The organism is Vibrio sp. 10N.237.312.B06 (genome assembly GCF_041464685.1).
Taxonomy (GTDB): domain Bacteria; phylum Pseudomonadota; class Gammaproteobacteria; order Enterobacterales; family Vibrionaceae; genus Vibrio; species Vibrio tasmaniensis_A.
This window is the reverse complement of sequence record NZ_JBFSPI010000012.1, coordinates 20,504-46,712: the sequence shown is the minus strand read 5'-3', so window position 1 is coordinate 46,712 and position 26,209 is coordinate 20,504. Positions and strand designations below refer to the sequence as shown.

Genomic DNA, 26,209 nt, shown 5'->3' with positions numbered 1-26,209 from the left:
TTACACTCCTATGCTTTCTTTTAAGTAGTGGTGAGCAGCGGCCAAGTGCTTCGGTGTCAGCGGCTCATGGTTTCGGGATGCTGACGAACTGGCTAACATAATCATGTCTGCGAGTGTTCTGAGTTGCCCTGTGGTTTTCGGCACAATGGCGTAGGCCGCTTTAAACAACTCTTGGTCTTGAATACCCCAAGCCTGCATGTAGCTTTTGATGTCACCATTTGACGTTACCTTTATGCAGGTTGGACGTATCATTCGGCTCCAAATCGGGTTCATGTTGACTTGAGAGCGAGCCGCGCTCATACGAGTACGCACGACATCATTGCCAAGAAGGAACACGCCGCACTTGCGCTCAGCTAAGATGCGTAAGCCATTCAATACATCATCTGAAAGGTATTGCGCTTCATCGATAATAATGAGTCCGTTTGAGCCATCTAGTTCTTGCGCTATTGCTTTTTGCATGAGGTAGACTGTCATGTTGGATGCCTTAATATTCATGCGCTCACAAAGCTCAGAGAGGATGGCCCGCGCCGATTTACACAAGTTTGAAGCAGTGACAATCCAGACGTTGTTGTGTTTGCGTTGATATTCTTCGGCGGTGACGGTTTTACCAATGCCTGAGCCTTCGTAAACCATCGACCAGCGGCGCATCGTGCGAGCCAAGTCCATCAGTTTCCAAATCGTTTCCGAGGTTGGCAGCATCAAAAAGTCAGGCTCTTGAAATGACGTCTCTGCTAACTCTTCAACTTGGGTACACCGTGTATTCAACCAGGTTTCAAGTTTATGGAGCTGAGTTTCGGTGTCGCCCGTATAAGGTTTGTTATTAAGCAACTTACTTAGAATGCCTTCACCAATATCAGACTCTTTGGCAATCTTACGATTACTGAGATTTTCACTGACTTTCACGGCAAGGACTTGTTGAATAATGTTGTTCATTTTGCTTTCCCGTACTGCTGCATTAATGCGTCTAAATCCATAGTGGGTTCAAAATCCGCACCCACCGCTTTCTTCTCAAGTAAGCCTTCAAACTCACTCGGGTTCATTTGATGCTGCTCTGGCGCTCTTGCTAACTCGGGTGTCATTTCAGTAAGGCTCGGCACCATACCGCCCAATGGCTCGGGCTTCTCATTGCTGCGCGTTAACTGGGCAAGGTCGTCGTTAGTTAATCCGACCATTTGCTCCTTTAACCACGCGGCTCGATTAATATATTCACTTTGGTGTAGGCTCTGACGGCGTGCCGCGCCTAAATCGTCATAAGCCGCATCAGCAAACAATGGAACCTCGCCGATGAACTCTCCACGCTCACTGTAGGCATACACACAGCCTGTTAAGTCATAAGGGTTGAAGCGAAGATGAACACTTTGACCGATGTATTCGAACAACAGTGGGCTGCGGTAACGATTCGATAAATGCTTGCTGTAACGCCCTGCGTTTAATTCAACGAGGCCGCCACCATGAACCTTCACACTTTTTCGTGTCCGGTGCAGACACAGGCGCAACTGTGTTGCGGTGGGTTTACGTACTTGTATTTGGGTGTAACTTTGCTCAAACACTTGCTTATAGCTGTGAATGCCGCGTGCCATTTCACTGCGACGGCCTTCCAGGCTATTCCAATCGGTCACCCACTCGGCAAATAGCTCAACCACTAACTCAACAGGTACTGTGGCTTCACCGTAGTTCGCGGGTTTGCTGGTGGCTGATTCACCTGCGTAGGCTCCTGCAAAAGCTGGATGGCGCTCAAACTGACCGATACCACCTTTAGAATGGAACAAACGCTCAACAGGTTTGGCTCGCGCGTTACCTTGACGGCCTACGTTGTCATCTTCAACGCGAGTCCAGTTTACTTTTGAGCCTAGAGCCGTAATCGCGCCTTCAATCTCAGCGTTATCAAACTTTTTATGCTCTAACTTGCCTTTGCCCGTTGCTTTAGGGCGTGAGGTTCGCCCTGTCATTGCTTCACTTAACGCCACGGAGCCTCGGTCAAGGTCGAACATTTCAGGGATACCAAAGTTTAAAACCATGTTGAAAAGAGCAATGCCTAACATTTCAGTGTTCTCTGTAATATCAATGGCGTAGCCCACAATCATGGAGCTATAGACATCTTGGAACACCCAAACGGTAGGACGAAGCACCGTGCCATCTTCCAGGTGACAGCGAAGACGAAACTCATGACCATCACCCGATACGCGCTGCATAGCATGCATACCGACTCGTGTGCGACGCTGCGCAGGGACTAAGGTTTGCTTGGCTGCAAACAAACCACCTCGGCAGTACACTTGAAGTTCATAGGGGATGTCACTCGTTACTCGGCTACGAATGGTATGCAGACAAGGGACATTCCAACCTTTACGCTCTGCTGCTTTAAGCATCCGGTTATAACACTCGGTCACGGTTGGTTTTTCAGGGCGTAAATAATCAGCCTGAAACATAGACCACGCTTCTGGTGATAAGACTGCGGTACGCTTACCGTGAGAGCCAATTCTATCGAGAAGGGCTGGTAACCAGTCTTCCACAGGGATCTTATTAGTTTGCAACCCTGGGATGTTGTAAAACCAGCTCACAATTTTGGAATAGGTTCTTCCAGACTCTTCCGCCACGCGCTTCATTGATTTACGCATGCTAATACCTGATTCAACATACGCCTTAACTCGCATACACAATTCATAGCGCTGCTTGGTTGAAGCTTTCTTGCTTTCGGTAGCTTCTTCGTACTCAAGCCATAGTTCATCGGAATCAGGAGTTACAACTTGACGAACATGGCGGCTGTCTTCAGCTTGTAGAGTTTGCTGCTTAGCTACGTCACGCAAGAGGTGCAAACGAGTTTCTTCTGGTAAGCAATCGAGATGGTACTCAAAGGCTTTAGAGCCTTGGCGTTTACGCTTTCGAACAACACCTAGTTGGTTTAGCTTGTATCTCACACCTTGAGGTGTGCCTGCCATGCCTGGTCTATTCAATAATTGCGATACATCAACCCACATCTCACACCGCCTTGTTTTGTCTGTATCGACTAGGCCAAATCTCTTTAGGGTGTTTGTTTAAGGCGTCAGCAATAATTCGTTCACCTTTAGGCCATGGACGAGATAAGGTGTTAGACAACGTTGTAGCAGCAAGACCTGCCTTTATAGACAAGCCTTTTAGCGTTAGTCCTTTCTTATGTAATGCTGCAACTATATCGATTCTGTGCATGTCTTTTCTTTCAATAGACATAATGATCCCCTAACTAAAAACTGATATGCTAATTAGTCGCTAAACTAACTATCGCTAATTAGTTTGCAAACTTAATCAAGTTAGTTAAGTTTTGATCACATTATTGAACAAATCAAGCGCAAAGTTGAACTTTCTTTTCGTATTTTGTTCGCATTTTGGTTTTCCTAGTTATTATTCCATATAAATCAATAAGTTGAGTTAAAAGAAAGACTATGCGTAATAATGAAAAATTACTTTCTTTAGATGAAAGTACATTAGAAAGTGTACATAACCGTATTGAAAGCCTGATGAATGGTAGGGTTGGTCGAGAATGCGCACAGGATTGGGATGTGCCGCATAGCACTTTAGTGACGCTATTACATCGAAGAAGCGATCCGAAACTATCTATGCTATTAAAAATAGCTAACGCAGAAGACGTGACCATTGATTGGCTTGCTACTGGTAAAGACTCATCAGCACAATTTGTAGAAGTTCCCGTTAGAAAAGACAACGTTGTTGAGGTAGTTCAATATAACTTTCAAGCTAGTGCTGGGGCTGGCTGTCTAGTTGTTTCAGAAAACCCTGTAGCCAGATTTGAGTTTTCAAAGGAATGGCTTATCCGCCAAGGACTGAACGGGAAGGAATTAACTATTGTTCCTGTACGTGGGGACTCTATGGAGCCAACATTGATGGATGAAGATCTAATGCTGGTGGAAGTGGTAAAAGATCCTAAACAGGCCCGTGATGGCGTGTGTGTGTTTAGAATCGATGATGAAGTGTTGGTAAAGCGTGTTCAGTATGATTTTGCTAGCGGTGGCTACCATGTAACAAGTGACAATACTGCATATAAGCCATTTTTTATTGGAGAAGAGTTTGAAGGCCGATTCCAATTACTTGGTCGCATGGTAAGAGTGTTACAGAGAGCAAAGAAAGCATAACTAAAAGATCATTTTACGCACAATATCATCTGTTTTAACTCTTAACCATGAGCTCTTCATTAAAGTCCTAAAATCTTCAATAATTCACTTTAGAGCTAAAACTCATCTTTTATTTCTTATTTTCAATGCGTTACCAGCGTATAACTCACTTTCTCTTTTGTATTAACTTTTAATTCTCTCTATCATCACGCTCGGGCTGTTTAACCTTCAATAAACAATAGCCCAGCATGATTAGATCACGACATTTTGCTTCTTCTAAAAAGCGAACATAAAAAAGCCCCAACCTAAGTTGGGGCTTCGTTCTATCTATCTATCTATCTATCTATCTATCTAACTATCTAACTATCTAACTATCTAACTATCTATAATTACAGCTTAAAACGGCTGATTTCATTTTCTAGTTCATTAGACAGTTCAGAAAGCTGAGCAGCTTGTTCTGCAGCTTGGTGCGCTTCACCTGCTAGCTCGTTAGATACGTCACGGATTCCTTCAGTGTTACGAGTAATCTCAGACGTTACTGACGCTTGCTCTTCTGCAGCAGAAGCGATTTGAGTCGCCATATCACTGATACGTTCAACAGCAGCATGAATTTGCGTTAAGCTAGCGGCCGCTGAGTTTGAGTCATCAACACTGGTTTCAGCAAGCGTTCGGCTATCGTTCATGATACTTACCGCTTTGCCCGTTGTACCTTGCAGTAATTCAATCGTTTGTTGAATTTCTTGAGTTGAACCGTGTGTACGTTGGCTCAAAACTCTCACTTCATCAGCAACAACCGCAAAACCGCGACCTTGTTCGCCAGCACGGGCAGCTTCAATCGCCGCGTTAAGTGCAAGTAAGTTAGTTTGTTCAGCAATGCCTTGAATGTTAGACAAGATAGCGTTGATGCTATTGCCGTGCTCTTCTAGCTCAAGAATCACGTTCGTTGCAACTTGAACTTCTTGTGCAAGGTTTTGGATTGAGCTTTGAGTCTGTGTAACTTGACCCGTACCGTGCTCACACGCGCCAACGGCCTCAGATGAATTCTGTGCAGTTTGATCAGCGTTACCCGCAATCTCTTGTGTTGCTGCAGCCATTTCGTTCACGGCTGTTGCTACCATATTGATTTCGTCTTGTTGCATCTGAATGCGAGCACTACGCTCTTCAGCTTGAGAAGCTGTTTGACGTGCTTGGTTACCCAATGCAGCAGACACTTCACTTAGCTTGAGTACCATGGTGTGCATGTTGCCCACAAAATGATTGAAATTTGCCGCAAGTTTACCAATTTCGTCATCACTTTTAAGCTCAAGACGTTGGGTCAAGTCGCCCTCGCCTGAAGCAATTTCTTCAAGTGCCGCTGAAACGCGGTTTAAGTCGCGGAATAGGAAACTAACCAACATAGAAACCAACACGATAACGATCAGAGTAATTACAACCGCTGTAGTAATGAGTTGCGTAAGAAGTATTGAGTGATTCGCTTCTTCTGTTGCTTTGTCCATCTGAACTGCGAAAATCCAGTTCGTGTTAGGCACATTAGTGAAGTAAAGCAGCTTCTCAGCACCGCGCTCTTTGATGATCTCGATGCTACCCGTACGCACTGCGTTTTCGATGATAGGCATAGAAATGTCGTTTGAAAGCTGGCTTACAGGCTTAAGGCTCAGTGCTGAGTCTGGGTGTGCTAGGAATGTGCCGTCAGAGGCATCAATGAGCATTGCGTAAGCGTTGTCACCAACATCTAAGCTGATAACATCGTTGACTAGTTGATCAATAAGTACATCCGCACCAACAACACCAACAAGCTTACCGTTATGACGAACAGGTTCAGCAATCGTAACTAGAAGCGCTTGGGTAATCGCATCTTGATAAGCGGTTGTAATAATTTGCTTACCGGCTGCGTTTGCTTCCTGGTACCAAGGGCGTTGACGAGGGTCGTAATCTGCACGATTACGTTCAGGGTGTGAACGGTACATTCCGCCTTCTGGAGTACCTAAAAAGATATCGTCAAAGCCACCCGCTACACGAGCTTGCTTAAGGAAAGGAACAACATCATCCTCTCGTGAAAAGTCATTAAATGCTGATGCGATATCCGTGCGAATATCAATCCAGTTTTTAATACCTTCAGATGCTGCTTCAGATACGCTTTCAGCTCGTTGGTATACACCATTACGAGTCTCTTCAAATAATTGGTTTGCTGATAACCAAGTCAAGGCTGTTGCCATGACGATAACAGCAGATAGGCTAGCACCTATCAACTTCTGCTTAAGTGTTAATTTCATTAGTAAGTTTCACGAGTGGTGGATAATCTAGCGAATACTACCCAATTTAAGCAAACGATTCGAGCTATTTCACAGTTTTACATCACATTATATTTGCAATAAAACCAAAAACTTAGCTTTCGCCAATTACTTGGCTTTTCGCCAAATTCAAGGCGCCATTTCAACGACGATTTCTACGATATATACAGTTTTACAGGCTGTAAAATGGATAAAAAAAGGCAGGAGAGTTTCCTCTTCTGCCTTTTGTTTTACTTTGTATTCGACATCAAAAAGATGAAAAATCGAATAGTACGTAGTCTATCTTTTCTCTGTTCGCATACCCATTAGTAGGCTCACACACATCAACAATAGAATGATGGTGAATGGCAATGCTGTTGAGATTGCACCCGCTTGCAGAGCTTGAACGGCTTCAGTACCGCCAACCCACAATAGAGCTACTGCAATCGCACCTTCAAGGAACGCCCAGAATACGCGTTGAGGCACTGGCGTATCAACTTTACCACCAGCGGTAATACTGTCGATGACTAAAGAGCCCGAGTCAGACGATGTAATAAAGAATACGAGAACCAATACAACCGCAATGATTGAAAGCAGAGTACCAAACGGCAATACATCAAACATTTGGAACATTGCCAGTGATACATCAGTTAAGCCATTTTGACCTAGGGTACCAACCTTATTCACGATTTGATCAATTGCCATACCACCGAACACTGACATCCAAATGATAGTCACTGTCGTTGGAACAATCAGTACCGCTGTAATGAACTCACGAACAGTACGACCTTTAGAAACACGCGCGATAAACATACCGACAAATGGAGACCATGAGATCCACCAGGCCCAGTAGAATACAGTCCAACCATGTAACCAAGCTTCATCTTCACGACCGTGAGGGTTGCTCAACGGAATGATGTTCTCGATGTATGCCATCAATGTTGTAGGGATTGAACCTAGAGTCACTGCGTAGCCGATTAGAGCTACTAGGATAAGCAGTAGGAAAGCAACCAACATGTTGATGTTACTGATAACTTTAACGCCACCATCAATACCACGAAGTACGGATACGACCGCTAGCAAAGTTACTACGGTAATAACAATGACTTGTAACCCTAAGCCTGCCTCAATGCCGAATACATGCTGAATACCACTTGCCGCTTGTTGCGCACCAAGGCCAAGCGATGTCGCCAAACCAAACAGGGTTGCAAGTACAGCAAGAATATCAACGATGTGACCAGCCCAGCCCCACGCTCTATCACCTAAAATTGGGTAGAAGATAGAACGAATTGAAAGCGGTAATCCCTTGTTGTAAGAGAAGAAAGCCAGTGAAAGCGCCACAACACCATAAATAGCCCAAGGGTGAAGCCCCCAGTGATACATGGTTGCACCGAGTGCTAGTTTTGCAGCTTCTGGTGTATTTGCCTCTACGCCAAGTGGCGTTTCATACCAACCTGTGTAGTAAGCCGCAGGTTCTGCAACACTCCAGAACATCAAGCCAATACCCATACCTGCAGCAAACAGCATCGATAACCAAGACATGAATGAGTAATCTGCCGTTGCATCAACACCACCAAGGCGGATTTTACCAAACGGAGAAACAATCAAGCCTAAGCAAAAAATAACGAAAATATTACCGGACCAAATGAACAACCAATCAAATGAATTGATAATTTGCCATTTAACACCATCCAATGCTGACTTTGCTGAAGCGGTATCTGTAAGCAGCACACCGATCAAGAACAAAGTGATGAGTCCCGCACTGATACCAAACACTGGGTTATGAACGTCAAAACCCCATTTTTGGACGTTATCTTGACCAACAGTGTAATCCGTACTGTCGATACTGTATTTATCTATACCTTTAGTCATTATTCCTCTCTACGGAATACTTATAAGGTCTGTTGACCTCATATCCCTTACTTTCCTGTGACTGAATCACAAACTCGAACATACGATCCAAGTAGTACAAGCTGTTGTCACAATAATTCAAATACTTGGATGTCTGAAGTTTAGCAGGTTAACTTATTGTTTTCAGTAAACCAGAATCAGTTCGATGGATTTTCAAACAAAATATAGGTAATCACTTATGTTTGCGGCGAAAAAAAGGCCGACTAAGTCGGCCTCTATTTGAAAAAATACTTTTAGCTCAAAGCACTTTGCTGCTTAACCAATTGATTCTCTGTACGTAAACCAAGAAACAAACTTAGGCACATAAGCAATAATATGAAGGCAAATGGTAATGCCATTGAGACTGTTCCAGCTTGTAATGCCTGAATAGATTCAGTACCACCAACCCACAGTAGGACCGCCGCAATCGCGCCGCCCATCAATGCCCAAAATACACGCTGTGGAACAGGTGCATCGACTTTTCCGCCAGAAGTAATGCTATCAATAACCAATGAACCTGAATCTGATGAAGTGATGAAAAACACCATAATCAAACCAATCGATACCACGGAAAGCACTGAGCTCATTGGCAGCGCATCATAAGTGTGGAATAGAGAAAGTGTAATATCTTGCAGACCATTTATACCAATCTCACCCACTTTATTCGCCACCTGGTCAATCGCAATACCACCGAAAATAGCCATCCAAATGATAATGACAGACGTCGGGATAAATAAGACTGCAACGATGAATTCACGAATTGTACGACCTTTAGAGATACGAGCGATGAACATGCCTACGAATGGTGACCATGAAATCCACCAAGCCCAGTAAAATACCGTCCAACCTTGCATCCATGTTTCATCATCACGACCATGAGGGTTACTAAGAGGAATAAAGTTCTCAATGTAGCCCATTAGCGCGGTTGGTATCGCCTTAATACCCGCCATGCCACCCGCGATAGTTACGAAGATCAGCAAGCCTAATGCAACAACCATGTTGACGTTGCTGAGAACCTTAACACCACCGTTAATACCGCGAATCACCGACATTGTTGCCAACAGTGTTACCACTGCAATAACAATAAGCTGCATACCAATACCGCCATCGGTACCAAATACATGGTTAATACCGCTTGCGGCTTGCTGTGCACCTAGGCCAAGTGATGTTGCAAGGCCAAACAATGTTGCAAGTACTGCGACAATATCAACGATATGACCAAACCACCCCCAAGTTCTGTCACCGAGTAGCGGGTAAAAGATTGAGCGAATAGAAAGCGGTAAGCCTTTATTGAAAGTAAAGAAGGCAAGAGACAAAGCAACAACGGCGTAGATTGCCCAACCGTGCAAGCCCCAGTTGTAGATGGTTGCACCTAGTGCCAACTTAGCCGCTTCAGGAGAATACGCTTCAACACCGAGCGGTGTTTCATACCAACCGGTAAAGTAAGCTACTGGCTCTGCCACACCTCAGAACATGAGGCCAATACCCATTCCCGCGGCGAATAACATCGACATCCAAGATAGGTTAGAGTGCTCTGCTTTAGCATCATCGCCACCTATACGTATCTTTCCGTACGGGGAGATAATGAGGACAAAACAGAAAAATACGAAAAGGTTCGCAGCCCACATAAAGAAACCATCGAAGTTACCGATGACTTTCCACTTAACGCCATCAAGTGCCGCTTTAGCTGTTTCAGGTTCTGCAACCAAAAGCGCAATCAGGAAAGCAATTATCGCCCCAGCACTGATTCCAAATACAGGGTTATGAACATCAAAACCCCATTTCTGAACATTATCTTGTCCTACGGTATAATCAGTATTATCAATACTAAACCTATCCTTTACAGGCTCCATGCATCCTCTCTAATTAGTAGCGCACAATTTGCAACATTGCATTTGGCACTTAAATTTCGAAGGGAAGAATAACAACTCGTCGCAAAAATACTAAAAAAACCATCAAAAAACGGGTGTAAACGGCACGTTTGGTAATTAAATTACACATTCACTGTAATTTAGCGTAACATCACTCAACAAGCCCAGAGCTAACAGCATACTTGGCAAGCTCTGCCGTAGAGTGAATGTCGAGCTTATGCTTGATATTTTGTCTATGGGTTTCAACCGTTCGGTAACTGATATTTAATCCCTTCGCGATCTCTTTACTGCTCTCCCCTTTAGCCACTAATTTCAACACAGCTTCCTCACGCCTACTCAATGGGTTCTTCACAGATTGTGTGGGAGTAATAGGCTGAGTAAACAAGTTCTGAGTCACTTTTTCACAGAAATAGGTTGAGCCTTGATTGACCGTCTTGATTGCCTGCACCATTTTTTCAGCCGAAATTTCTTTCAACATATAGCCGACAGCACCCGATTGCATCATCTTCATGATGTATTCACGGTTGTTATGCATGGTCAGCATCAGCACCTTAGCTTGAGGATCTTCCTCTTTAATCAGGTGAGTGGCATCAATACCATTCATGATAGGCATGCTGATATCCATCAACACCACATCAGGGCGCAGGTCTTTAACCACTTCAACGGCTTCTAATCCATTGCTGGCTGTACCTATCACGCTAATATCAGGCTCGAGTTCTAATCTCGCCATAAAGCCATCCAGTACCACTTGGTGATCATCTGCAATCACAACTCGAATAACTTCACTCATTCACTAATCCCTCTAGTGTCAGTAACACTGTAATTTCCGTTCCAAAGCCTACCTCACTCATCAATTCAAAGTCACCACCGATGAACTCCACCCGTTCTCTCATGTTACGTAACCCAATACCTCGCTTTTCCATTGCTTTATAGGTATTGAAACCGACTCCATCGTCTTGGATGAGCAACTGCAACACATTTCCAATTTGCTGTGCGATAACCGTTACTTTGGTCGCTTGTGCGTGTTTCTCTATATTATTCAGTGACTCTTGCACCACTCGATATAAAGTCGTCGCAGCTTCTGATTTCAACTTTCCCGGCTGCGTATTAAACAAGGTTTCCACTTCAATGCTCGAGTGCGCCTGAAAGTCTAATAACAGCGAAGACAACGCCGCTTCTAAGCCGATATCATCCAATGAACTTGGTCGAAGTTGATGCGAAATATGCCTCACCTCTTCGATTGCCCGCATCAGTGAATGCTGAGACTTATTCAAATGCGCTTTAAGGTCTTCGCTTTGTAGCTTCTTACCGAGCAGTTCTAAGTGACAGCGACTCGACACTAATAATTGGTTAATACCATCATGCAACTCACGCGCGAGATGCTTCTTTTCGTCCTCTTGAAACATCACCGTCTTATGAGCTAGTTCCTTCAAGTTGTTATCCGCTATCCGATGTTCATGCATGTTAATGGCCAAGGTCAGTACAATGATGACCGCGACCGTCACACTCAGAATCACCACAATCGAAAAGAACGTGGTTTCAATATTCTTGTTAATTGCGGCCTGCATCGAGGCCACTTCTTGATGCACATCCTCAATATACAAGCCGGTGCCAATCATCCAGTCCCAGCGCTCTAACCAAGCGGCGTAACTCAGCTTCGAGACCACCTCACCCGTCGAAGGCTTTTGCCACAAATATTGGTGAAATCCTCCGCCTGTTTGTGCTTCTTTCAACAACGCTTCGATTAGGAAATCGCCATCTTCATCTTGCAGTTGAAGTAAGTTTTGCCCTATCAACTCTGGCTGGATTGGATGAACCAAATTGGTTCCGTGGCGATCATACGCAAAGAAGTAACCGTCAGAGCCATACCTTAGTTTAGACAATATGGTTCGAACTTCTCTTTTGGCTTGTGCTTCTTGGATATCGGGATCATTGTAGATATGTTCGATGGCATCAAATGCGAGATCAACAGTGTCTTTGAGGGCGTTTTCACGCGACTTAATTAAGCTGTCTCGGAAGATTTCGACCTCTTTCTCACCCAACGTCTTAGTTTGGTGTAACGAGATCCAACTAATGCTCGCCGTTACAATCAGCAACGGGAGTAGCGTCAGCAAAATCAGCTTAACTTTTAGAGGCATTCCTTTTCCTCACAAAAAACGGCTTATTGAACATCAATAAGCCGTTTTACTTTATCAATTTATGGATAGCCGTTGAAACATATCATTCACATTCTAGGCTTCACTCACATTCCATAGAAAGACGGGAAAGCGAGAAGTGATCCAAGTACGAGGATTTGAATCAAAATGAAAGGCATCACGCCTCGGTAGATATCCTTGGTAGTCACACCTTTTGGTGCCACCCCTTTTAGATAGAACAAACTGAAGCCAAACGGTGGCGTCAAGAATGAGGTTTGAAGGTTCATCGCGATAAGGATTGCGAACCAAGTCATGTTGATTCCCATCAGCTCAGCAACAGGCGCAATAATCGGCACAATGATGAAACAGATTTCTACGAAGTCGATGAAGAAACCCAGAATCAAAATCACCAACATGGTAATGATCAAGAAACCCCATTTCTCACCCGGTAACTGCAACATCCACTCTTCAACCAGATAGTCACCGCCAGTATAAGTAAACGCCATTGAGAATGCCGTTGCACCCAACAAGATAGCAAATACCATTGCCGTTACTTTCACCGTCTCTTTAGAGGCATCATACACCATCGACCAACTAAACTGACCGTAGAGCAAAGCGAGTACCATCGCACCCGCACCACCCAGAGCAGCAGACTCTGTCGGCGTAGCAACACCCGCAAAGATAGAGCCCAATACGACAATAATCAGCGCGAGTGGCGGTATGATTGCTTTCAAAGCGTTGATGACTTCTTGTTTACGGCTGATGGAATCATCACGCTCAATTGGTTGAGCGGCTTCAGGGTTAAGCTTCGCGTATATTAAGATATAAACGATATAAGCCCCCACTAACATCACGCCCGGCCAAATCGCGGCTTGGAACAAGTCACCTACCGGAACACCCAATACGTCCCCCAATAGAATCAAGACGATGGATGGCGGAATGATTTGCCCTAACGTACCAGACGCACAGATGGTGCCGCAGGCTAAGCCTTTGTCGTAGTTGTACTTGAGCATGACGGGCAACGAGATAAGCCCCATTGCAACCACAGAAGCGCCTACCACACCGGTTGAAGCGGCAAGCAGTGAACCTACGAGAACTGTCGAGATTGCGATACCACCTCGTACACCACCAAACAGTCGTCCCATAGACTCAAGTAACTGCTCAGCAAGCTTAGTCTTTTGTAGAACAAGTCCCATGAAAACAAACAATGGAACGGCCATCAGCACCGTATTTTCCATGATTGATTGAATTCGATATGGCATGAAGGCAAACATTTCGATGCCTTCCGCCCAAACACCAAAGATTAGCGCGATACCACCAAAGGTAAACGCCACCGGGAAGCCTAGTAAAAGTGCAAACAAGGCTACGAAAAACATTACTATTCCAATCATGTTCAGCCTCTACTTATTCTTTGTATGAATATTGTTTGCATGCGTGTTATTTGCATGGATGAGATGGGGATTAAAAATTTTGTTCAACGAGTGCAGGATCAAACCGACTCCGCTGAGTGCCATCAAGAAAAATGACAGTGGAATCATGGCTTTGATGATCCATCGATATGGCAGGCCACCCGGGTCACCTGAGGTTTCGCCGAGGTTATAACTCTCTTTGGCAACATCAATACCAAACCAAGCAACCAGCAAACAGAAAGGCATCAGAAAGATCAGTGTGCCTAGCAGGTCAATAATGGCTTGCGCTTTAAAGCTCAATTGTTCGTAGAACACGTCTACTCGAACATGACCACCTGCCTTGATGGCATAAGGAACACCTAATAGAAAAACGGCTGAGAAAAGGTGCCATTCCATCTCTTGGAAAGCGATTGAGACATCATTGAAGGCATATCTCATGACAACGTCATACACAACGTTAGCGATAAGTAGAATAAACAACATACTGGAAAGCCATCCCAGTGCATCACCGATACGATTAAACAGGCGTTCAATATAAATTAGACTTCGCATTCCCGACTCCATGGAATTTGAAAAGACATCGCGCAGCACAACTAACCCAAACTAAAAACGATTCAGTTTATAGCTAGCAATAGGCACGACGTAGAAAGGGTTCTTGGGCGTATTACAGGATTTATCCTGCTTAGGGAGTGTTAACCTTTCGTGGTTAAATTTTGTTCGAGATAAAAGCGTTTTAATCGCGGCGAGGGGGAAGTAGCCTAGTCATTCTAAGCCCCCCCCCTCAACAAAGAGTAAAACGCTTTTAGCCGAACCCTTCGGGCAGCGTTTGCTGGTCATTTCTACTACGTTATCGGCTTCTCATGGAGGCTAGCTACACATCAAAGCCTCTGCCTTGTATAAATACCCTGCAACTCGCTGCAAAAATCAGCTCGAAAGGTCAACACGCCCTAGTTATTATGGTTAAAATGAACCCGCCGCTTAGTCACTCTTAGTTACCTAACAAGAATAGCTTTGGGTTCATTTAGCTTCAGTTCAAAAACTGTCGATTATTTCGCTTGGCTATTTAAATAAGCTCTATGTGAAATATCTGTCCATGAACGTACTTGCTCTAGGTAGCTTGCTTGTGAAGCTTGAATCTCTTTTGCCAATGCATCTTTCTCAGCGTGCTTAGCAAGTAGGCGATCGTTCGCTTCTTTCAGTGCAGACATAACCTCTGGTGGGAAATCTTTAACTTGTACGTCTGGGTATTCTGTTTTCATTGAAACCCAGTTCTTTCCACTTTCGTGCGTTGCTTGTGTGTACATGTCGTAAGCCGCTGTACGCATTGCAACACGCAAGATTTCTTGTAGGTCTTCAGGAAGCTTGTTCCATGTACGCTTGTTCACTAGGAATTGAAGCTCTGAACCCGGCTCATGCCAACCTGTGTAGTAGTAAGGCGCGATCTTGTGGAAGCCCATACGCAGATCAAGTGATGGGCCTACCCACTCTAGTGCATCGATTGTGCGACGCTCTAGAGACGTGTAAAGCTCACCTGGGGCAATATTGGTAGGTTTAGCGCCTAGCTCCGCTAGAATCTCACCAGCAAAGCCAGGGATACGCATTTTCAGACCTTGTAGGTCTTCCACACTGTTGATCTCTTTTTGAAACCAACCGCCCATCTGGATATCCGTATTACCACCTGGGAACGACATCAAATTATGTGGAGAGTAAACCTGCTCCATCAACTCCATACCACCACCGTGATAGAACCACGCATATTGTTCAGCTGGCGTCATACCGAAAGGCATAGAAGTGAAGTAAAGCGTGTTTGGAACTTTACCTTTCCAGTAGTAAGAGCCTGAGTGTCCCATGTCGTATTGACCAGACTTAACCATGTCAAAAACGCCAAGCGGTGCTTTGTGTTTGTTCGCAGAATCGATTCTGATTTGCAGTCGACCGTTCGACATTTTCTCAGCCATCGCAGCCATGTTCTTCGTCGCGTCACCGAATACAGGGAAGTTTGGTCCCCATGTTTCAGCAAGCTTCAAGCGATAAACCTTATCAGCAGCAGTAGCACCAGTAGCGACCAAAGCTAAACAAGCCGCTGCAGTAACTGCAACGTTTTTAAAAACTCGTGTGAGGGAGTTAGAAATGAGACTCATATTCACGTCCTTTGTTGGGTTAACACTCTTTCTATGAGCATTTTTTATGATTCAACATAAGAGTGCACCGTGATGTAGCAACAAGATATCAGGGAGAGCACGCACGACGGACTCACATAAACTGCGTATTAGACCAAAGGGTTACGTAGAACTACGTAGGAGATAATTTAGCGATGTCGATTTTAAAGGCTCTGGGAGATTCATTAGGGTAATTAGTATTGATAAATACCTAAGTAGTTATAGTGAAACTGCATTAACAATTGATTTCCATTTCGTGAGGAAGCTCTATTCTCGCCACACATCGAATACGCACTTAAATGCATTTATCCATATAAATCAAAGTTTCAGAGAATTAGACGTCCTACTTTGGTACCTACTGATTCGAAACATGGGACACGCGAAAGACTGGTGAATAACGGAAGGGGCCTGCCGATTGGGAAAAGGCTTCTGGGGCTAGGTTTGAATGTGTGTATGGGGTTAGGGTTAGCATGATCCTCCAGATACAAAAAAGCCTCGATAATCGAGGCTTAAAAACTTTAACGAAGCGAATGTAATCCCGCGGGATTACATAGCTTTGTAGATAACCTTGTTACCTGCAAGTTGCTCTTTCGCTACTAGGTTTTCTTCAAGAAGTTTTTTCAATGCGCCTGTTGCCCATGAAGCTGCTTTCGCGTCTTCTTGACCAGCTGCTAGGCCGATACCTTTAGGGTTAATGCCTTCAGCATTGCTAACAACGATGTCTAGAACTTGTTGTTGCTTAGGAGTCAGTGCTACTGCAACTTCTTTAGTTGCTGCTACTGCTTTCTCTACCGCTGGTTTTGCTGCTACAGTTTTTTCTGCTACAACTTTCTCTGCGACAGGCTTCGCTTTTTTCGGCGTTGCCACTGCTTTAACTACAGCCGCTTTAGTGCGTTTCTGCAGTTTAGCCTGCACCTTACGCTTATGAGCAAGTCTCATTGAATATTTCTCCAGTTCACTGCTCTTTTCGCAGTGGTGAAAATTTGAAGCGCGATTTATACCAAAAAACCGGAGCTATTTGTAGAGTGAAGCGTCGAAAGTCGACGAAAAATACCGATATTGTCTACTAGCGTCTATTATTTAATCATCGACTTATCAATTCAGGGTCATATACACTGGTTATCCATCCAGACAAAAATATGAAAACTTGGTGTTGCCTATGGACACTCGTCACCTTACAAATTTCTCTTTGCCTGCATTTACGCAATCATATCGAATTATCGCCATCATTTTAGGATTCGCTTGCCTAATCATGGCGTTATACATTGATAACTCAAAATTACTGATCGTGGGTGCATTTTGCATTAGCGCACTTTTGGGCACGGGCTATTATTTGATGCTTCGTAGCAGAGTGATGTTCACGCTCACCCCCACTCACTTTCAACAGCATTTTTATAAAGGTGGGTGGGTTTTAAAGTGGAGCAATATTGAAAAGATTGGCATGTGTACCTACGAACAAGAGGGTTGGCATCAACCTCTCCCTTGGGTCGGCATTAAAATGAAAGATTACTCGTCCTACCTTGACTCTATTTGCCCAAAAATAACCTGCGAATTATTGCTCAGCCAACGAGCACTTTTGTACTTGGGAGCGAAGCAAGCGGGTAAAGAATCGAACTTTGAAGATATGGTTTTAGACTCATCGCACTACCACACTCGTTGTACCGAAAACGGGTGTGTGGAATTAAGCCAATATAAAGAATCAAAGAATACCGACAAAGTGAGTTTCAGCGCTCAACAAACGCAAATGGATGCGGATTCATCCGATAAAGCAAATAATCACAACGCGGTGATTAAAGACTATTCTGGATTACAGGCGATGCTTGCGAACAGAATGAAATATCAAAGAGGCTTCCACGGGTATGACATTTTCATATCAACCCATGATCTGAATATCAGTGGGGAGGAGTTTGTTGGACTGGCTCGACGCTACTTGGCGGCAGCCGAACGTCTTTCTGATTAAAATTAAACTGGTTTAAAAGTAAAACCGCACGCAATAAAAAAGCTTAGCTTCCATAACAAAAGCTAAGCTTCATTTTCAATCGTTCTTATATTAAATCAAAGATTTAATTAATATATAGGCATCTCGTCGGCAACGAATGGATTTGATGCGCGCTCACGGCCAAATGTTGACTCAGGACCATGACCCGGTACGAATGTTACATCACTGCCTAGCGGCCAAAGCTTAGTCTTGATTGAAGCAATTAGCGTGTTGAAGTCGCCTTGCGGGAAATCCGTGCGACCAATAGCACCGTTAAATAAAACATCACCAACAAACGCCATACGCGCTTGCTCACTGAATAGCACGACGTGACCCGGAGTATGACCCGGCGTGTGAATCACATCGATAACTTGGTTACCAAAAGTCACTTTGTCGCCCTCTTCTAACCAAGTGTTTGGTTCAAAGGCTTTACACAGTGGGAAGCCGAACATCTGGCTTTGATTCTCTAGACCTTGAAGCCAAAAGTTATCGGCTTTATGTGGGCCAACAATGTTCACGTTCAAGATTTCAGCAAGCGGTACTGTTCCGCCCACATGGTCTAGGTGACCGTGAGTCAATACCAAATTCACCACTTTAACACCTAACTCTTCGATGATAGCAGCCAGTTGCTGAACATCACCGCCCGGATCGACAACGATGCCTTCCATTGTCTCATCACACCACACAATTGAGCAGTTTTGAGAGAACGAGGTAACAGGGACAACTTGATACTTAAGAGACATATACAAACCTTAGAGGGCAAACTGAAATTTGGGCAAACTATGACATTGGATGTCTACTTTGACAAGTACCTAGCATTCGCTCGTAAATTCAGCTTAACACTACCAACTGCGTGCTGGACCTGTATCAATATGGATAAAGTTGCTACGTGCATAATAACCGACACCACCCGCATTCAAGCTTTTAGCAACGTCTCTTAATTCTTTTAGGTTAACGCCATCAATACGGAAATCGATCGCTTTACCTAACATGTGGTAGCTCTTCTTGGCTACGCCACTCGACTTTGAGCGCAGTGCTTCATTGGTCGCTGGAGAACGGTAACCAGAGATGATTTGAACTTCTTTTTGAATACCCAGTACATTTTGAATCTGAGTGATCTGATCAAACAGGTTCTTATCCATTGGATGAATCTCATTACGACGGAAATCACGGCACAGTTTGCTTAGACGAGCCATTTCATCACCAACATAGTTAGTACCATCGAAATAACAGGTCTCTAATCGTTCACCTGTGTGAAGATTGTTCATGCTAATCGTTCTTGGTTGATCAGGGTATGAAGCAAAAGCGATAGAAGGAGTAATTGAGGCGACAACAGCAGTACCACCAGCGTAAGTCAGAAACTGACGGCGTGAAAATAAACTTTGAGACATACAGCAAAAAAACCAATTAGATCGAACGAAAAATGCACGATACATAATGGAAATTGCTGCGTCAACGTACAAAAACCGCCCAAAAGGTTAGTAATTGTAACCTTTGTACGGTTAGTTATTGATCCACATTATAATTTTATCAATAGAAGCTTGGTTGTCATTTTTTGGTCAAGATCACCCTTATTGGCTTCAATGATGGTTAACCACCCTCTTTATCATATTGGTAGATGTCACCACGATACTGTATACCCCCTTCTTCAAACAGCACAGTTTGATAGATGATATGCACGGGGATTCGCTTCTTGAGGCGAACCTTAGTATTAGGAGCAAGATCGTTACTTTGGTTAGGTACTTTCCTTACCTTGGTGGCAAACAACAATTCAGCCAATTCCTCTGCATGTTCGACACGTATACAACCTGAACTGTAAGCACGGAAGTCATCATTAAACAGGCCTTTACTTGGCGTATCGTGCAGATAGATAGCTCGCTTGTTGGGTGTGTTGAACTTGTACAAACCTAATGCATTACGTGAGCCCGCCTGTTGACGCATTCGATATGGGAACGAATTGAAATTGATGGTCTGCCAATCAATATCTGTGGTGTCGACGGTTTCCATGGTGCGCCAACCATCAATCACTTGAAAGTTGTGTGTCTCTAGGTAGCTTTCGTCCGCTTTTACTTTAGGCAAGATGTCTTTGACCATGATTTTCCATGGCACGTTCCAAGTAGGATTTAAGATAACCGAATCTAGGTTTATCTCTAAAAGCGGTGTTTTTCGCGACTTTCTGCCCACGACCACTTTGGACTCAAAGACCTCTTCACCATCTTCCCAATACTTCATATCAAAACTAGGGACATTGACGACGATGAGAGAGTCTCTGTCTCTTGGCCACAAACGAACACGTTCGGCATTGAGAGCCAGCGAAGTCAATCGTTCATCAAAGCTCATGTTGATCCATTTGATCGTATCCGGCCCGACGATCCCATCGTCTGTAAGGCCGTGCATTCGCTGAAAAGACTTAATTGCCGATTGCAGATCTTGGTCAAATACAGGGAAATCGACCGCGATCATCGAGGTATCAACACCAACCAAAGCAATGCGTTCAACAAGAATGGTTTTGTCTGAAAGCTCATCACCTAAGCGTTTCAACCCTTTCTGTCTGTATCGCTCTATATTGAGTTCAAACGCAGTTTCTAGCACGGAGTAGGTCGCCTTGAATTGGTCAAAATCCCCAACAGGCGGCGCATAGGACAATACCATTTCTAATAAGTAATCATTGGTGACACTGCTTTTCAATCTCATCAGGATATGTGGAGAAGGCGCAGGCAACTTGGAATGCAGCTTGCCCGAGAAATACCACTCTTTACCGGCAAGTGGCGCATTCTCAACGTAGCTTAGGTAATAAATAAAGGTATCGGTTAATAAGATGTCCAACTCTTGCCATTGCCCACGAGTTTGATAGTGGCGGATTTGCTTAAGTTGTCGTTCAAAAAGCGGGGCCATTTGCGCTTGTTCGAGAAGCGACAACTGGAATTCAAACGCCTTAACAAGTTCAGGCGAATCCCACAAAATTGGAAGAGATGAGTCTTGATAAATACTTTGGGTAAGCTCTGGATAAATCAGCATAAAAGAGAGCTCTGAATCAGCCGGAATAAATCGGCTCTCGTCAGAACTCGTATAGCTCCATGCATGCACAGAGACTAACACCAATAATCCACAGAAGTATTTTGCTAACATGCTTAACCCCATCACCAATCATCTCATAAGTATGGCAAAGAAATAGGAGTAAGCATGTTATTTTTTAAGGAGTTTTATGAACTAGATTGCACTCCAGTGGTTATCCCACTGGACCGATGATTGCTGAGTTGATTTCTCATAAGGCTTGTGTTGGCTCACCACACTGCCCGCTCCAGAGCTGAGTCGAAATTCACCATCAAGCAGCACTGCGCCAGAAGCATCAGACAACGCAGAGAGTTCCACTAACTCTTTAGTCTCTTTAGACCAAATACCATAACAGTTGCCTCTTGGCGAAGTCGCAATAATCCAATCATCTGACGCCGCAATACTGGCGATATAGTGATTGAACCTTGCCCATTGCTCTGGTTCTGCATTCAGTGATTCAAACTGCCCGCCTTTGGTATGCATCACCAAAAGTGAAGGATACTCATCTGGTTCACCACGATATTGCTGGCCACATAGTACGGTTTCAGCACCATCATGGGCTAAGTGTCGAATGCTCAGCTTCTTGTCTAGCAATTCAACCTGATCAAGCAGCGCACCTTCAGGTGAAACATAACTTAAACTCGGTTGCATTGAATTCAAGTTTTTCGGTGTTCTACCGTCAGTATGAACGCCGCCAACGCCGATCGCGAGATTTCCATCCGGCATGATGATCACTTCATGAGGGCCAATACCAAAGCCAGTGAACTCCTCGACCTTACGATAGCCTTGTGAGACATCGTAAACACCAATCACACCTTGGCTGCTGTCGGTTTTCCCTTCCGTGGCATACAGTAACTTGCCATCTAATGAGTAAACGCCATGACCATAGAAGTGGCGATTGTTACCTTTCACGACCATCTTGATCTGCTGACCATTTTTATAGTCAAACACCATAAAATAGTCACCAGGACGACGAGCAAAAACCACCGCATGTGATGATGTTGGGCAAATCGCGACGCCATGCCCACGATCTGGGATCGGCAGTTGACTCAGCGGCATACCATATTCGTCCGCCACAACCGCTGAATATTGGCCACGACCATTAAGCGCACAGCCGATCAGTTGAGGATCATTAGATGTGCTTGCGGCGCCAGAGCGACTAGCGCAGCCAAACGGAAGTACAGGTACAGCTGCACAACCCAGTGCAGCCTTGAGTAGCGTTCTTCGTGTAGTATCAGTCACCATCGGTAGCATTAAATCCTATTACCACGCCAAGCTCTATCGCCACTTCTTCATGAATCAAGTACTTCAAACGTTCTAGTTTGTTGTATTGAGTCAGCACATTTCGGTAGCCCTCTTTGCTCTGCAGCAACTCGAACAAACTTGAGTCTGTAGGCCAAGTATCTAGCGTTAGCGTGAACTGGTCAGCAACACGGTCAGCAAGATCATTTAAGCCCTTCTCTCTCAACAAGCCGTCTAGGCCATTGCCATCGGCTAGGTACAAATTCTGAAGTGCTGCTACATTCGCTTTTAGTTGAGTCATCGAAGTTTGTGCACGCCATGATTCTGAGAAGTAAGGACGCGGATGACCGATTTTAGCCATTGGACGACTCAGCTTTTTCATGCTGTAATCAAGTTGGTTGGTCAATAAAGCGATGTATTCAGACTCCCAACGAGTCTCGTCTAACGCTAGCCAAGGGTTAACCTGCCATGCCTGTGCAATCGAAGATGACTTAATCGCTAAGTTTTCAGTAATCGCTTGTGATGATTGGCAGCCTAGTGCTTTGTCTTGAAGCAGTGGCGATTGCTCGTCATAAAGCGACCATTCCAACGCGCCTAGCCCTTGAACGGTAACACTCTGCTGCGCGATTTCGTCTTGAGACCATGCTTTATCCTGCTGAGTCAATTGACGCATTTTAAGACCGGTGGTGTTCTTCTTATCTGGCCAAAATTGAATATTCCAGCTCTCTTCAAGTGCCGCTGTTGGGCCTCTTTCTTGTCCTTGCAGTGCCATCCAACTGTTCATGGTGAGCTGCCACTGATTTTTCAAAGCATCTAACTCAACATCATTAGTTTGGCAGTAACCCTGCATCAAGACTTCTAGCTCGTTGGCTTGCTTGGCGAATAGGACGGCTGAATCAAACTCTTGTTGATACACACTGCGACTGATGTGATCGGTCGTATCTGCTTGATAAGAAACACCATTAACCTCAGATGAAGCAGCTTGCTCACCCGATGATTGGCAGCCTGCCATGATTAATACCGACAAAGGCATTAACAAAAATTTATGCGTCATGCTGTTACCTTACTTCCTAATTTTTCTTTTAATTATATGAGTTCATTAAATACCAAACGACCGCTGAACTCGTATTCCTACACGTTCAGCGGTTGTGTTCTTTGGGTTAACTCGATCTTTGAATGTCTGAATCTCAGACCGACTATAGCGAATTCAAAAACGCCAGTAGTGCTTCACGCTCAGTGGCATTCAAAGACAGAACGTTTTGTTTCGCCATTTCTGCTTCACCACCGTGCCAAAGTACCGCTTCCATAACGTTTCTTGCGCGACCGTCATGAAGCAGGAACGTATGACCATTCACTTCTTTGGTATAGCCTAATCCCCATAATGGCGTCGTACGCCACTCTTGGCCATTGGCAAGATATTCAGGGCGATTGTCGGCTAAGCCTTCCCCCATATCGTGCAACAACATATCGGTATACGGACTGATTAATTGCTTAGACAACGCAGGTAACCCTTCACGCTCTGCTGTGCGAATTTCAGCTTGGTGGCAACTCTGACAACCAACGTCTTTGAATAATTTTTTACCTTGCACGACGGCTGGGTTGTCGACGTTGCGACGAATAGGGACCGCTAAATGCTGCGAATAGAACTCAACAAAATCTAGAATATTGTCGCTGACTTCTGGCTCGCCACCATTCGGAAAATCATCACAGGTTGATTGCGCTGATGTGCAGTTTTCATTCGGGAATAAGCGACTCGTTAAGCCCAAATCACCGTTAAACGCAGCTGCATTTTGCTGCATTAGGTTTGGCTGGCCAGCTTTCCAACCGAATCGACCCAACGCCATATCGTTAGTTTGAACATCAAGAACGTAGTTCGCTTTGCCTGAAACACCCTGCTTGTCGGCCAACTGCTGTTTAGCAAATCCGAGAATCGTTTCTTGCGGGATGCTTTCAAGTAAACCAAGGCCAATCATTGGCGGCGCAACACGAGCTGAAAACTCAGTTTTAGGATGCATCTCGCCAAAGGCAAGATCAGTAATCTTTAAAATTGGTTTACGCAAAGTAACGACTGTACCGTCTTTGAATTCAACAGGAACATCGGTGTAGCTGATGTTCACTTTGCCCTCGGGTTTTACACCTTGAAGCGCGAAATCTTGTAACTGGCCGCCGTAAGTTGGTTCAGGAATACCACCATCACGAATGAAGGCTTGTCTCTGCTCTGGCGTTTCAGCAGGGATACTTAAGCGGACCAACAATGAAACCGCGTTCTGGTCATCTTTTTCAGGCGCATGACCACGACCATCTTTGATGTGACAGTTTTGACAACCGTTAGTATTGAACAATGGACCTAATCCATCACGCGCATCGGTTGATGACGGCGCAGGAACCCAAGGGTTTCTAAAGAAGCTGTTACCTACGCTGAAATCCAAACGTTTGCTCATTGGAAGGTTAGCTGCAGGAAGAGAAAAAGCGTTCGCGCCCTCTTTCTTTACTGTGGTTTTGCCACCAGAGTAGGTTTCATGGGCGTGCAATGGAGATAAGAAAAACAGTGCGGTTAATAGTGAGGCTGAGAGATACGACTTCATACATTGCCTTGCTGTGTTTTTGATTTTAGTTTTTATTAGGGAGTAACTTTTTTGAATAACAAACAATTAAGGGCTCAATAAGAGCCCTTACAATAGTTTTGGACTCGGGTTCTTAAAACTCGTGATCCGCTGTGTCTGGGTTTAGGCTATCAATGCCAATAACACCAGCAGCACGCTCGATTGCAGCGGTTTGAGACACTAGCGCAACAATAGTTTTGTTTACGAGTGCGTTGCCCGCAGCATTGTCAGCAGCAATTAGCTGATCGAAGTGCTGGTTATTTTTCTCTGCTGACACAACAAGTTGACCAACTTGTGCACGTGCTAGGTCAAACTGCTTTTGAATCTCTTTCGCCGCTTGCTCGTCTTTTTGCTCAACGAGGTCAAACAGGCTAGCACCTGAAAGTAGAGAACCATCTTCACGCTTGTACAAGCCAGTGTATACGTTGTAGATACCTTGCTCGTTGTAGTAGTGAGAGTTATGCGTGTTATCAGAGAAACAATCATGCTCGTCTTCAGTAGAGTTTGCTTCTAGTGCAACTTTCATACGCTCACCCGCTAGTTCACCTAGAGATAGTGAGCCCATACCAAATAGCATTTTACGTAGACCGTTCTCGCTAGATTCAGAAAGAAGCTCTTGACGGTAGTTGCCTTTTTCGCCTTCAGCCCACTGCTTTTCCATCCACTCTAGGTCTTGGATAAGTAGTTCAGCTGATGCTTTTAGGTATGCGCCACGACGGTCACAGTTACCATTAGTACACTCAGCACCAACAACGAAATCAGTGTAAGCACGCTCACCTGCACCGCTGTTAGTACCGTTTAAATCTTGGCCCCAAAGTAGGAATTCAATCGCGTGGTAGCCAGACGCTACGTTCGCTTCAGAACCACCGATCTCGTTCAGGTCTGCAATTAGCTCTGGAGTAATGTTAGTTGCGTCTACTGTTGTCTGACCAATTTGGAAAGTCTTATTTGCAACGATGTTTGCGCTAGCGCCTTCGTTACCAAGTTCATATTGGTAATCAGTCGAAACGTAATCGATAAGGCCTTCATCTAGCGGCCATGCATTTAATTGGCCTTCCCAATCATCTACAACAACGTTACCAAAGCGAAATACTTCAGACTGTTGGTAAGGTACACGAGAGTCTAGCCAAGCTTGCTTTACTTGTTCGAAATTGCCAGCAGAAGGAGAAGCTAAGAAGGTATCAATAGAAGAGTTCAACGCTTTTGCTGTAATTACTGAATCTGCAAACACTGCATGAGCAATATCGGCGTAATGTTCTACAACTTGATCTTGAGTTACTGCTGCAAAAGAAGAAGCAGAGGCAAAAATGAGTGACGAAGTTACGGCTTTTGTCATTAAAGATTTAATGGTCATGAAGCATCCTTGTTGAGCTTTGAATTATTATTCGTAGTAATAGTGCAAACCATTATCATTTACACTACAGATTTGAATAATACAAACTTACAATTTTATTGCAAGATAAATACAAAAAAACCTCACATTTGTGAGGTCTTTAAA

Annotated in this window: 20 protein-coding genes and 1 pseudogene; 2 read left to right on the top strand and 19 right to left on the bottom strand. The window is 44.4% G+C overall.

The genetic code is table 11. The features are described from left to right. From AB6C75_RS05260 to AB6C75_RS05250, 3 genes are read right to left on the bottom strand one after another with little or no spacing between them, the layout of a single operon-like run. A complete protein-coding gene (locus tag AB6C75_RS05260) occupies positions 1–933 on the bottom strand; it encodes an AAA family ATPase (protein WP_372107167.1) in 933 nt (310 codons plus the stop codon). Beyond that, positions 930–2,936 carry a transposase domain-containing protein gene (locus AB6C75_RS05255; RefSeq protein ID WP_372107165.1) on the bottom strand — a complete coding sequence of 669 codons (2,007 nt, stop codon included), beginning with the start codon at positions 2,934–2,936 and terminating at the stop codon, positions 930–932. Before AB6C75_RS05255 ends, AB6C75_RS05260 begins: the two co-directional genes overlap by 4 nt. Before the next feature lie 40 nt (positions 2,937–2,976). Continuing rightward, entirely contained in the window at positions 2,977–3,204 is a 228-nt protein-coding gene (locus AB6C75_RS05250; protein WP_048615410.1) for a helix-turn-helix transcriptional regulator, read from the bottom strand. A gap of 212 nt (positions 3,205–3,416) precedes the next feature. Here AB6C75_RS05250 and AB6C75_RS05245 point away from each other — a divergent pair, with 212 nt between their 5' ends. Continuing rightward, positions 3,417–4,121: a S24 family peptidase gene (locus tag AB6C75_RS05245; RefSeq protein WP_136985805.1), complete on the top strand. Its 705-nt coding sequence runs from the start codon at positions 3,417–3,419 to the stop codon at positions 4,119–4,121. A 368-nt stretch (positions 4,122–4,489) separates the two neighbouring features. Here AB6C75_RS05245 and AB6C75_RS05240 read toward each other — a convergent pair whose 3' ends face one another. From AB6C75_RS05240 to AB6C75_RS05200, 9 genes and pseudogenes are all read right to left on the bottom strand, one after another. Then, entirely contained in the window at positions 4,490–6,373 is a 1,884-nt protein-coding gene (locus AB6C75_RS05240) for a methyl-accepting chemotaxis protein (RefSeq protein ID WP_012604296.1), read from the bottom strand. Positions 6,374–6,670: 297 nt separating this feature from the next. Continuing rightward, entirely contained in the window at positions 6,671–8,242 is a 1,572-nt protein-coding gene (locus tag AB6C75_RS05235) for a BCCT family transporter (RefSeq protein ID WP_009847132.1), read from the bottom strand. 272 nt (positions 8,243–8,514) lie between these two features. Beyond that, positions 8,515–10,113 (bottom strand): annotated as a pseudogene (locus tag AB6C75_RS05230) (BCCT family transporter). A 169-nt stretch (positions 10,114–10,282) separates the two neighbouring features. Then, on the bottom strand, positions 10,283–10,921 hold the full coding sequence (locus AB6C75_RS05225; RefSeq protein WP_372107162.1) for a response regulator: 639 nt from the start codon (positions 10,919–10,921) through the stop codon (positions 10,283–10,285). Further along, a complete protein-coding gene (locus AB6C75_RS05220; RefSeq protein ID WP_372107160.1) occupies positions 10,914–12,269 on the bottom strand; it encodes a cache domain-containing protein in 1,356 nt (451 codons plus the stop codon). Before AB6C75_RS05220 ends, AB6C75_RS05225 begins: the two co-directional genes overlap by 8 nt. 104 nt (positions 12,270–12,373) lie before the next feature. Further along, positions 12,374–13,657, bottom strand: a complete 1,284-nt coding sequence (locus tag AB6C75_RS05215) for a TRAP transporter large permease subunit (protein ID WP_009847136.1) — start codon at positions 13,655–13,657, stop codon at positions 12,374–12,376. Positions 13,658–13,666: 9 nt separating this feature from the next. Beyond that, positions 13,667–14,239 carry a TRAP transporter small permease subunit gene (locus AB6C75_RS05210; protein ID WP_049779139.1) on the bottom strand — a complete coding sequence of 191 codons (573 nt, stop codon included), beginning with the start codon at positions 14,237–14,239 and terminating at the stop codon, positions 13,667–13,669. A gap of 482 nt (positions 14,240–14,721) precedes the next feature. Beyond that, positions 14,722–15,816: a TRAP transporter substrate-binding protein gene (locus tag AB6C75_RS05205; protein WP_009847138.1), complete on the bottom strand. Its 1,095-nt coding sequence runs from the start codon at positions 15,814–15,816 to the stop codon at positions 14,722–14,724. 564 nt (positions 15,817–16,380) lie between these two features. Then, complete coding sequence (locus AB6C75_RS05200; RefSeq protein ID WP_012604302.1) at positions 16,381–16,773, bottom strand: hypothetical protein; 393 nt, start codon at positions 16,771–16,773, stop codon at positions 16,381–16,383. A gap of 220 nt (positions 16,774–16,993) precedes the next feature. Here AB6C75_RS05200 and AB6C75_RS05195 point away from each other — a divergent pair, with 220 nt between their 5' ends. Beyond that, positions 16,994–17,794, top strand: a complete 801-nt coding sequence (locus AB6C75_RS05195) for a DUF2982 domain-containing protein (RefSeq protein ID WP_372107157.1) — start codon at positions 16,994–16,996, stop codon at positions 17,792–17,794. A gap of 107 nt (positions 17,795–17,901) precedes the next feature. On the opposite strand, the gene AB6C75_RS05190 is transcribed toward AB6C75_RS05195, so the two are convergent. From AB6C75_RS05190 to AB6C75_RS05160, 7 genes are all read right to left on the bottom strand, one after another. After that, positions 17,902–18,555 carry an MBL fold metallo-hydrolase gene (locus AB6C75_RS05190; RefSeq protein ID WP_029223976.1) on the bottom strand — a complete coding sequence of 218 codons (654 nt, stop codon included), beginning with the start codon at positions 18,553–18,555 and terminating at the stop codon, positions 17,902–17,904. A 99-nt stretch (positions 18,556–18,654) separates the two neighbouring features. Further along, positions 18,655–19,203, bottom strand: coding sequence for a YcbK family protein (locus AB6C75_RS05185; RefSeq protein ID WP_009848830.1), 549 nt, complete (start codon positions 19,201–19,203; stop codon positions 18,655–18,657). Positions 19,204–19,402: 199 nt separating this feature from the next. Continuing rightward, on the bottom strand, positions 19,403–20,941 hold the full coding sequence (locus AB6C75_RS05180; protein ID WP_372107154.1) for a murein L,D-transpeptidase: 1,539 nt from the start codon (positions 20,939–20,941) through the stop codon (positions 19,403–19,405). An 81-nt stretch (positions 20,942–21,022) separates the two neighbouring features. Then, positions 21,023–22,111 (bottom strand): DUF1513 domain-containing protein, encoded by a 1,089-nt coding sequence (locus tag AB6C75_RS05175; RefSeq protein ID WP_009848832.1) that lies wholly within the window; start codon positions 22,109–22,111, stop codon positions 21,023–21,025. Further along, positions 22,101–23,162, bottom strand: coding sequence for an imelysin family protein (locus tag AB6C75_RS05170; RefSeq protein WP_135384493.1), 1,062 nt, complete (start codon positions 23,160–23,162; stop codon positions 22,101–22,103). The genes AB6C75_RS05175 and AB6C75_RS05170 overlap by 11 nt, the downstream gene beginning before the upstream one ends. Before the next feature lie 142 nt (positions 23,163–23,304). Beyond that, positions 23,305–24,693 carry a di-heme oxidoredictase family protein gene (locus AB6C75_RS05165; RefSeq protein WP_372107152.1) on the bottom strand — a complete coding sequence of 463 codons (1,389 nt, stop codon included), beginning with the start codon at positions 24,691–24,693 and terminating at the stop codon, positions 23,305–23,307. A 112-nt stretch (positions 24,694–24,805) separates the two neighbouring features. Continuing rightward, a complete protein-coding gene (locus tag AB6C75_RS05160; protein WP_372107150.1) occupies positions 24,806–26,065 on the bottom strand; it encodes an imelysin family protein in 1,260 nt (419 codons plus the stop codon). Positions 26,066–26,209 lie beyond the last annotated feature (144 nt).

What these genes read in the sequence shown, in the direction of transcription:
- AB6C75_RS05195 (WP_372107157.1), top strand. Translation starts at nt 16,994, where the DNA reads ATGGACACTCGTCACCTTACAAATTTCTCTTTGCCTGCATTTACGCAA.
- AB6C75_RS05180 (WP_372107154.1), bottom strand. Translation starts at nt 20,941, where the DNA reads ATGTTAGCAAAATACTTCTGTGGATTATTGGTGTTAGTCTCTGTGCAT.
- AB6C75_RS05240 (WP_012604296.1), bottom strand. Translation starts at nt 6,373, where the DNA reads ATGAAATTAACACTTAAGCAGAAGTTGATAGGTGCTAGCCTATCTGCT.
- AB6C75_RS05160 (WP_372107150.1), bottom strand. Translation starts at nt 26,065, where the DNA reads ATGACCATTAAATCTTTAATGACAAAAGCCGTAACTTCGTCACTCATT.
- AB6C75_RS05235 (WP_009847132.1), bottom strand. Translation starts at nt 8,242, where the DNA reads ATGACTAAAGGTATAGATAAATACAGTATCGACAGTACGGATTACACT.
- AB6C75_RS05245 (WP_136985805.1), top strand. Translation starts at nt 3,417, where the DNA reads ATGCGTAATAATGAAAAATTACTTTCTTTAGATGAAAGTACATTAGAA.
- AB6C75_RS05165 (WP_372107152.1), bottom strand. Translation starts at nt 24,693, where the DNA reads ATGAAGTCGTATCTCTCAGCCTCACTATTAACCGCACTGTTTTTCTTA.
- AB6C75_RS05200 (WP_012604302.1), bottom strand. Translation starts at nt 16,773, where the DNA reads ATGAGACTTGCTCATAAGCGTAAGGTGCAGGCTAAACTGCAGAAACGC.
- AB6C75_RS05220 (WP_372107160.1), bottom strand. Translation starts at nt 12,269, where the DNA reads ATGCCTCTAAAAGTTAAGCTGATTTTGCTGACGCTACTCCCGTTGCTG.
- AB6C75_RS05225 (WP_372107162.1), bottom strand. Translation starts at nt 10,921, where the DNA reads ATGAGTGAAGTTATTCGAGTTGTGATTGCAGATGATCACCAAGTGGTA.
- AB6C75_RS05185 (WP_009848830.1), bottom strand. Translation starts at nt 19,203, where the DNA reads ATGTCTCAAAGTTTATTTTCACGCCGTCAGTTTCTGACTTACGCTGGT.
- AB6C75_RS05190 (WP_029223976.1), bottom strand. Translation starts at nt 18,555, where the DNA reads ATGTCTCTTAAGTATCAAGTTGTCCCTGTTACCTCGTTCTCTCAAAAC.
- AB6C75_RS05260 (WP_372107167.1), bottom strand. Translation starts at nt 933, where the DNA reads ATGAACAACATTATTCAACAAGTCCTTGCCGTGAAAGTCAGTGAAAAT.
- AB6C75_RS05205 (WP_009847138.1), bottom strand. Translation starts at nt 15,816, where the DNA reads ATGAGTCTCATTTCTAACTCCCTCACACGAGTTTTTAAAAACGTTGCA.
- AB6C75_RS05250 (WP_048615410.1), bottom strand. Translation starts at nt 3,204, where the DNA reads ATGTCTATTGAAAGAAAAGACATGCACAGAATCGATATAGTTGCAGCA.
- AB6C75_RS05255 (WP_372107165.1), bottom strand. Translation starts at nt 2,936, where the DNA reads ATGGCAGGCACACCTCAAGGTGTGAGATACAAGCTAAACCAACTAGGT.
- AB6C75_RS05175 (WP_009848832.1), bottom strand. Translation starts at nt 22,111, where the DNA reads ATGGTGACTGATACTACACGAAGAACGCTACTCAAGGCTGCACTGGGT.
- AB6C75_RS05210 (WP_049779139.1), bottom strand. Translation starts at nt 14,239, where the DNA reads ATGGAGTCGGGAATGCGAAGTCTAATTTATATTGAACGCCTGTTTAAT.
- AB6C75_RS05170 (WP_135384493.1), bottom strand. Translation starts at nt 23,162, where the DNA reads ATGACGCATAAATTTTTGTTAATGCCTTTGTCGGTATTAATCATGGCA.
- AB6C75_RS05215 (WP_009847136.1), bottom strand. Translation starts at nt 13,657, where the DNA reads ATGATTGGAATAGTAATGTTTTTCGTAGCCTTGTTTGCACTTTTACTA.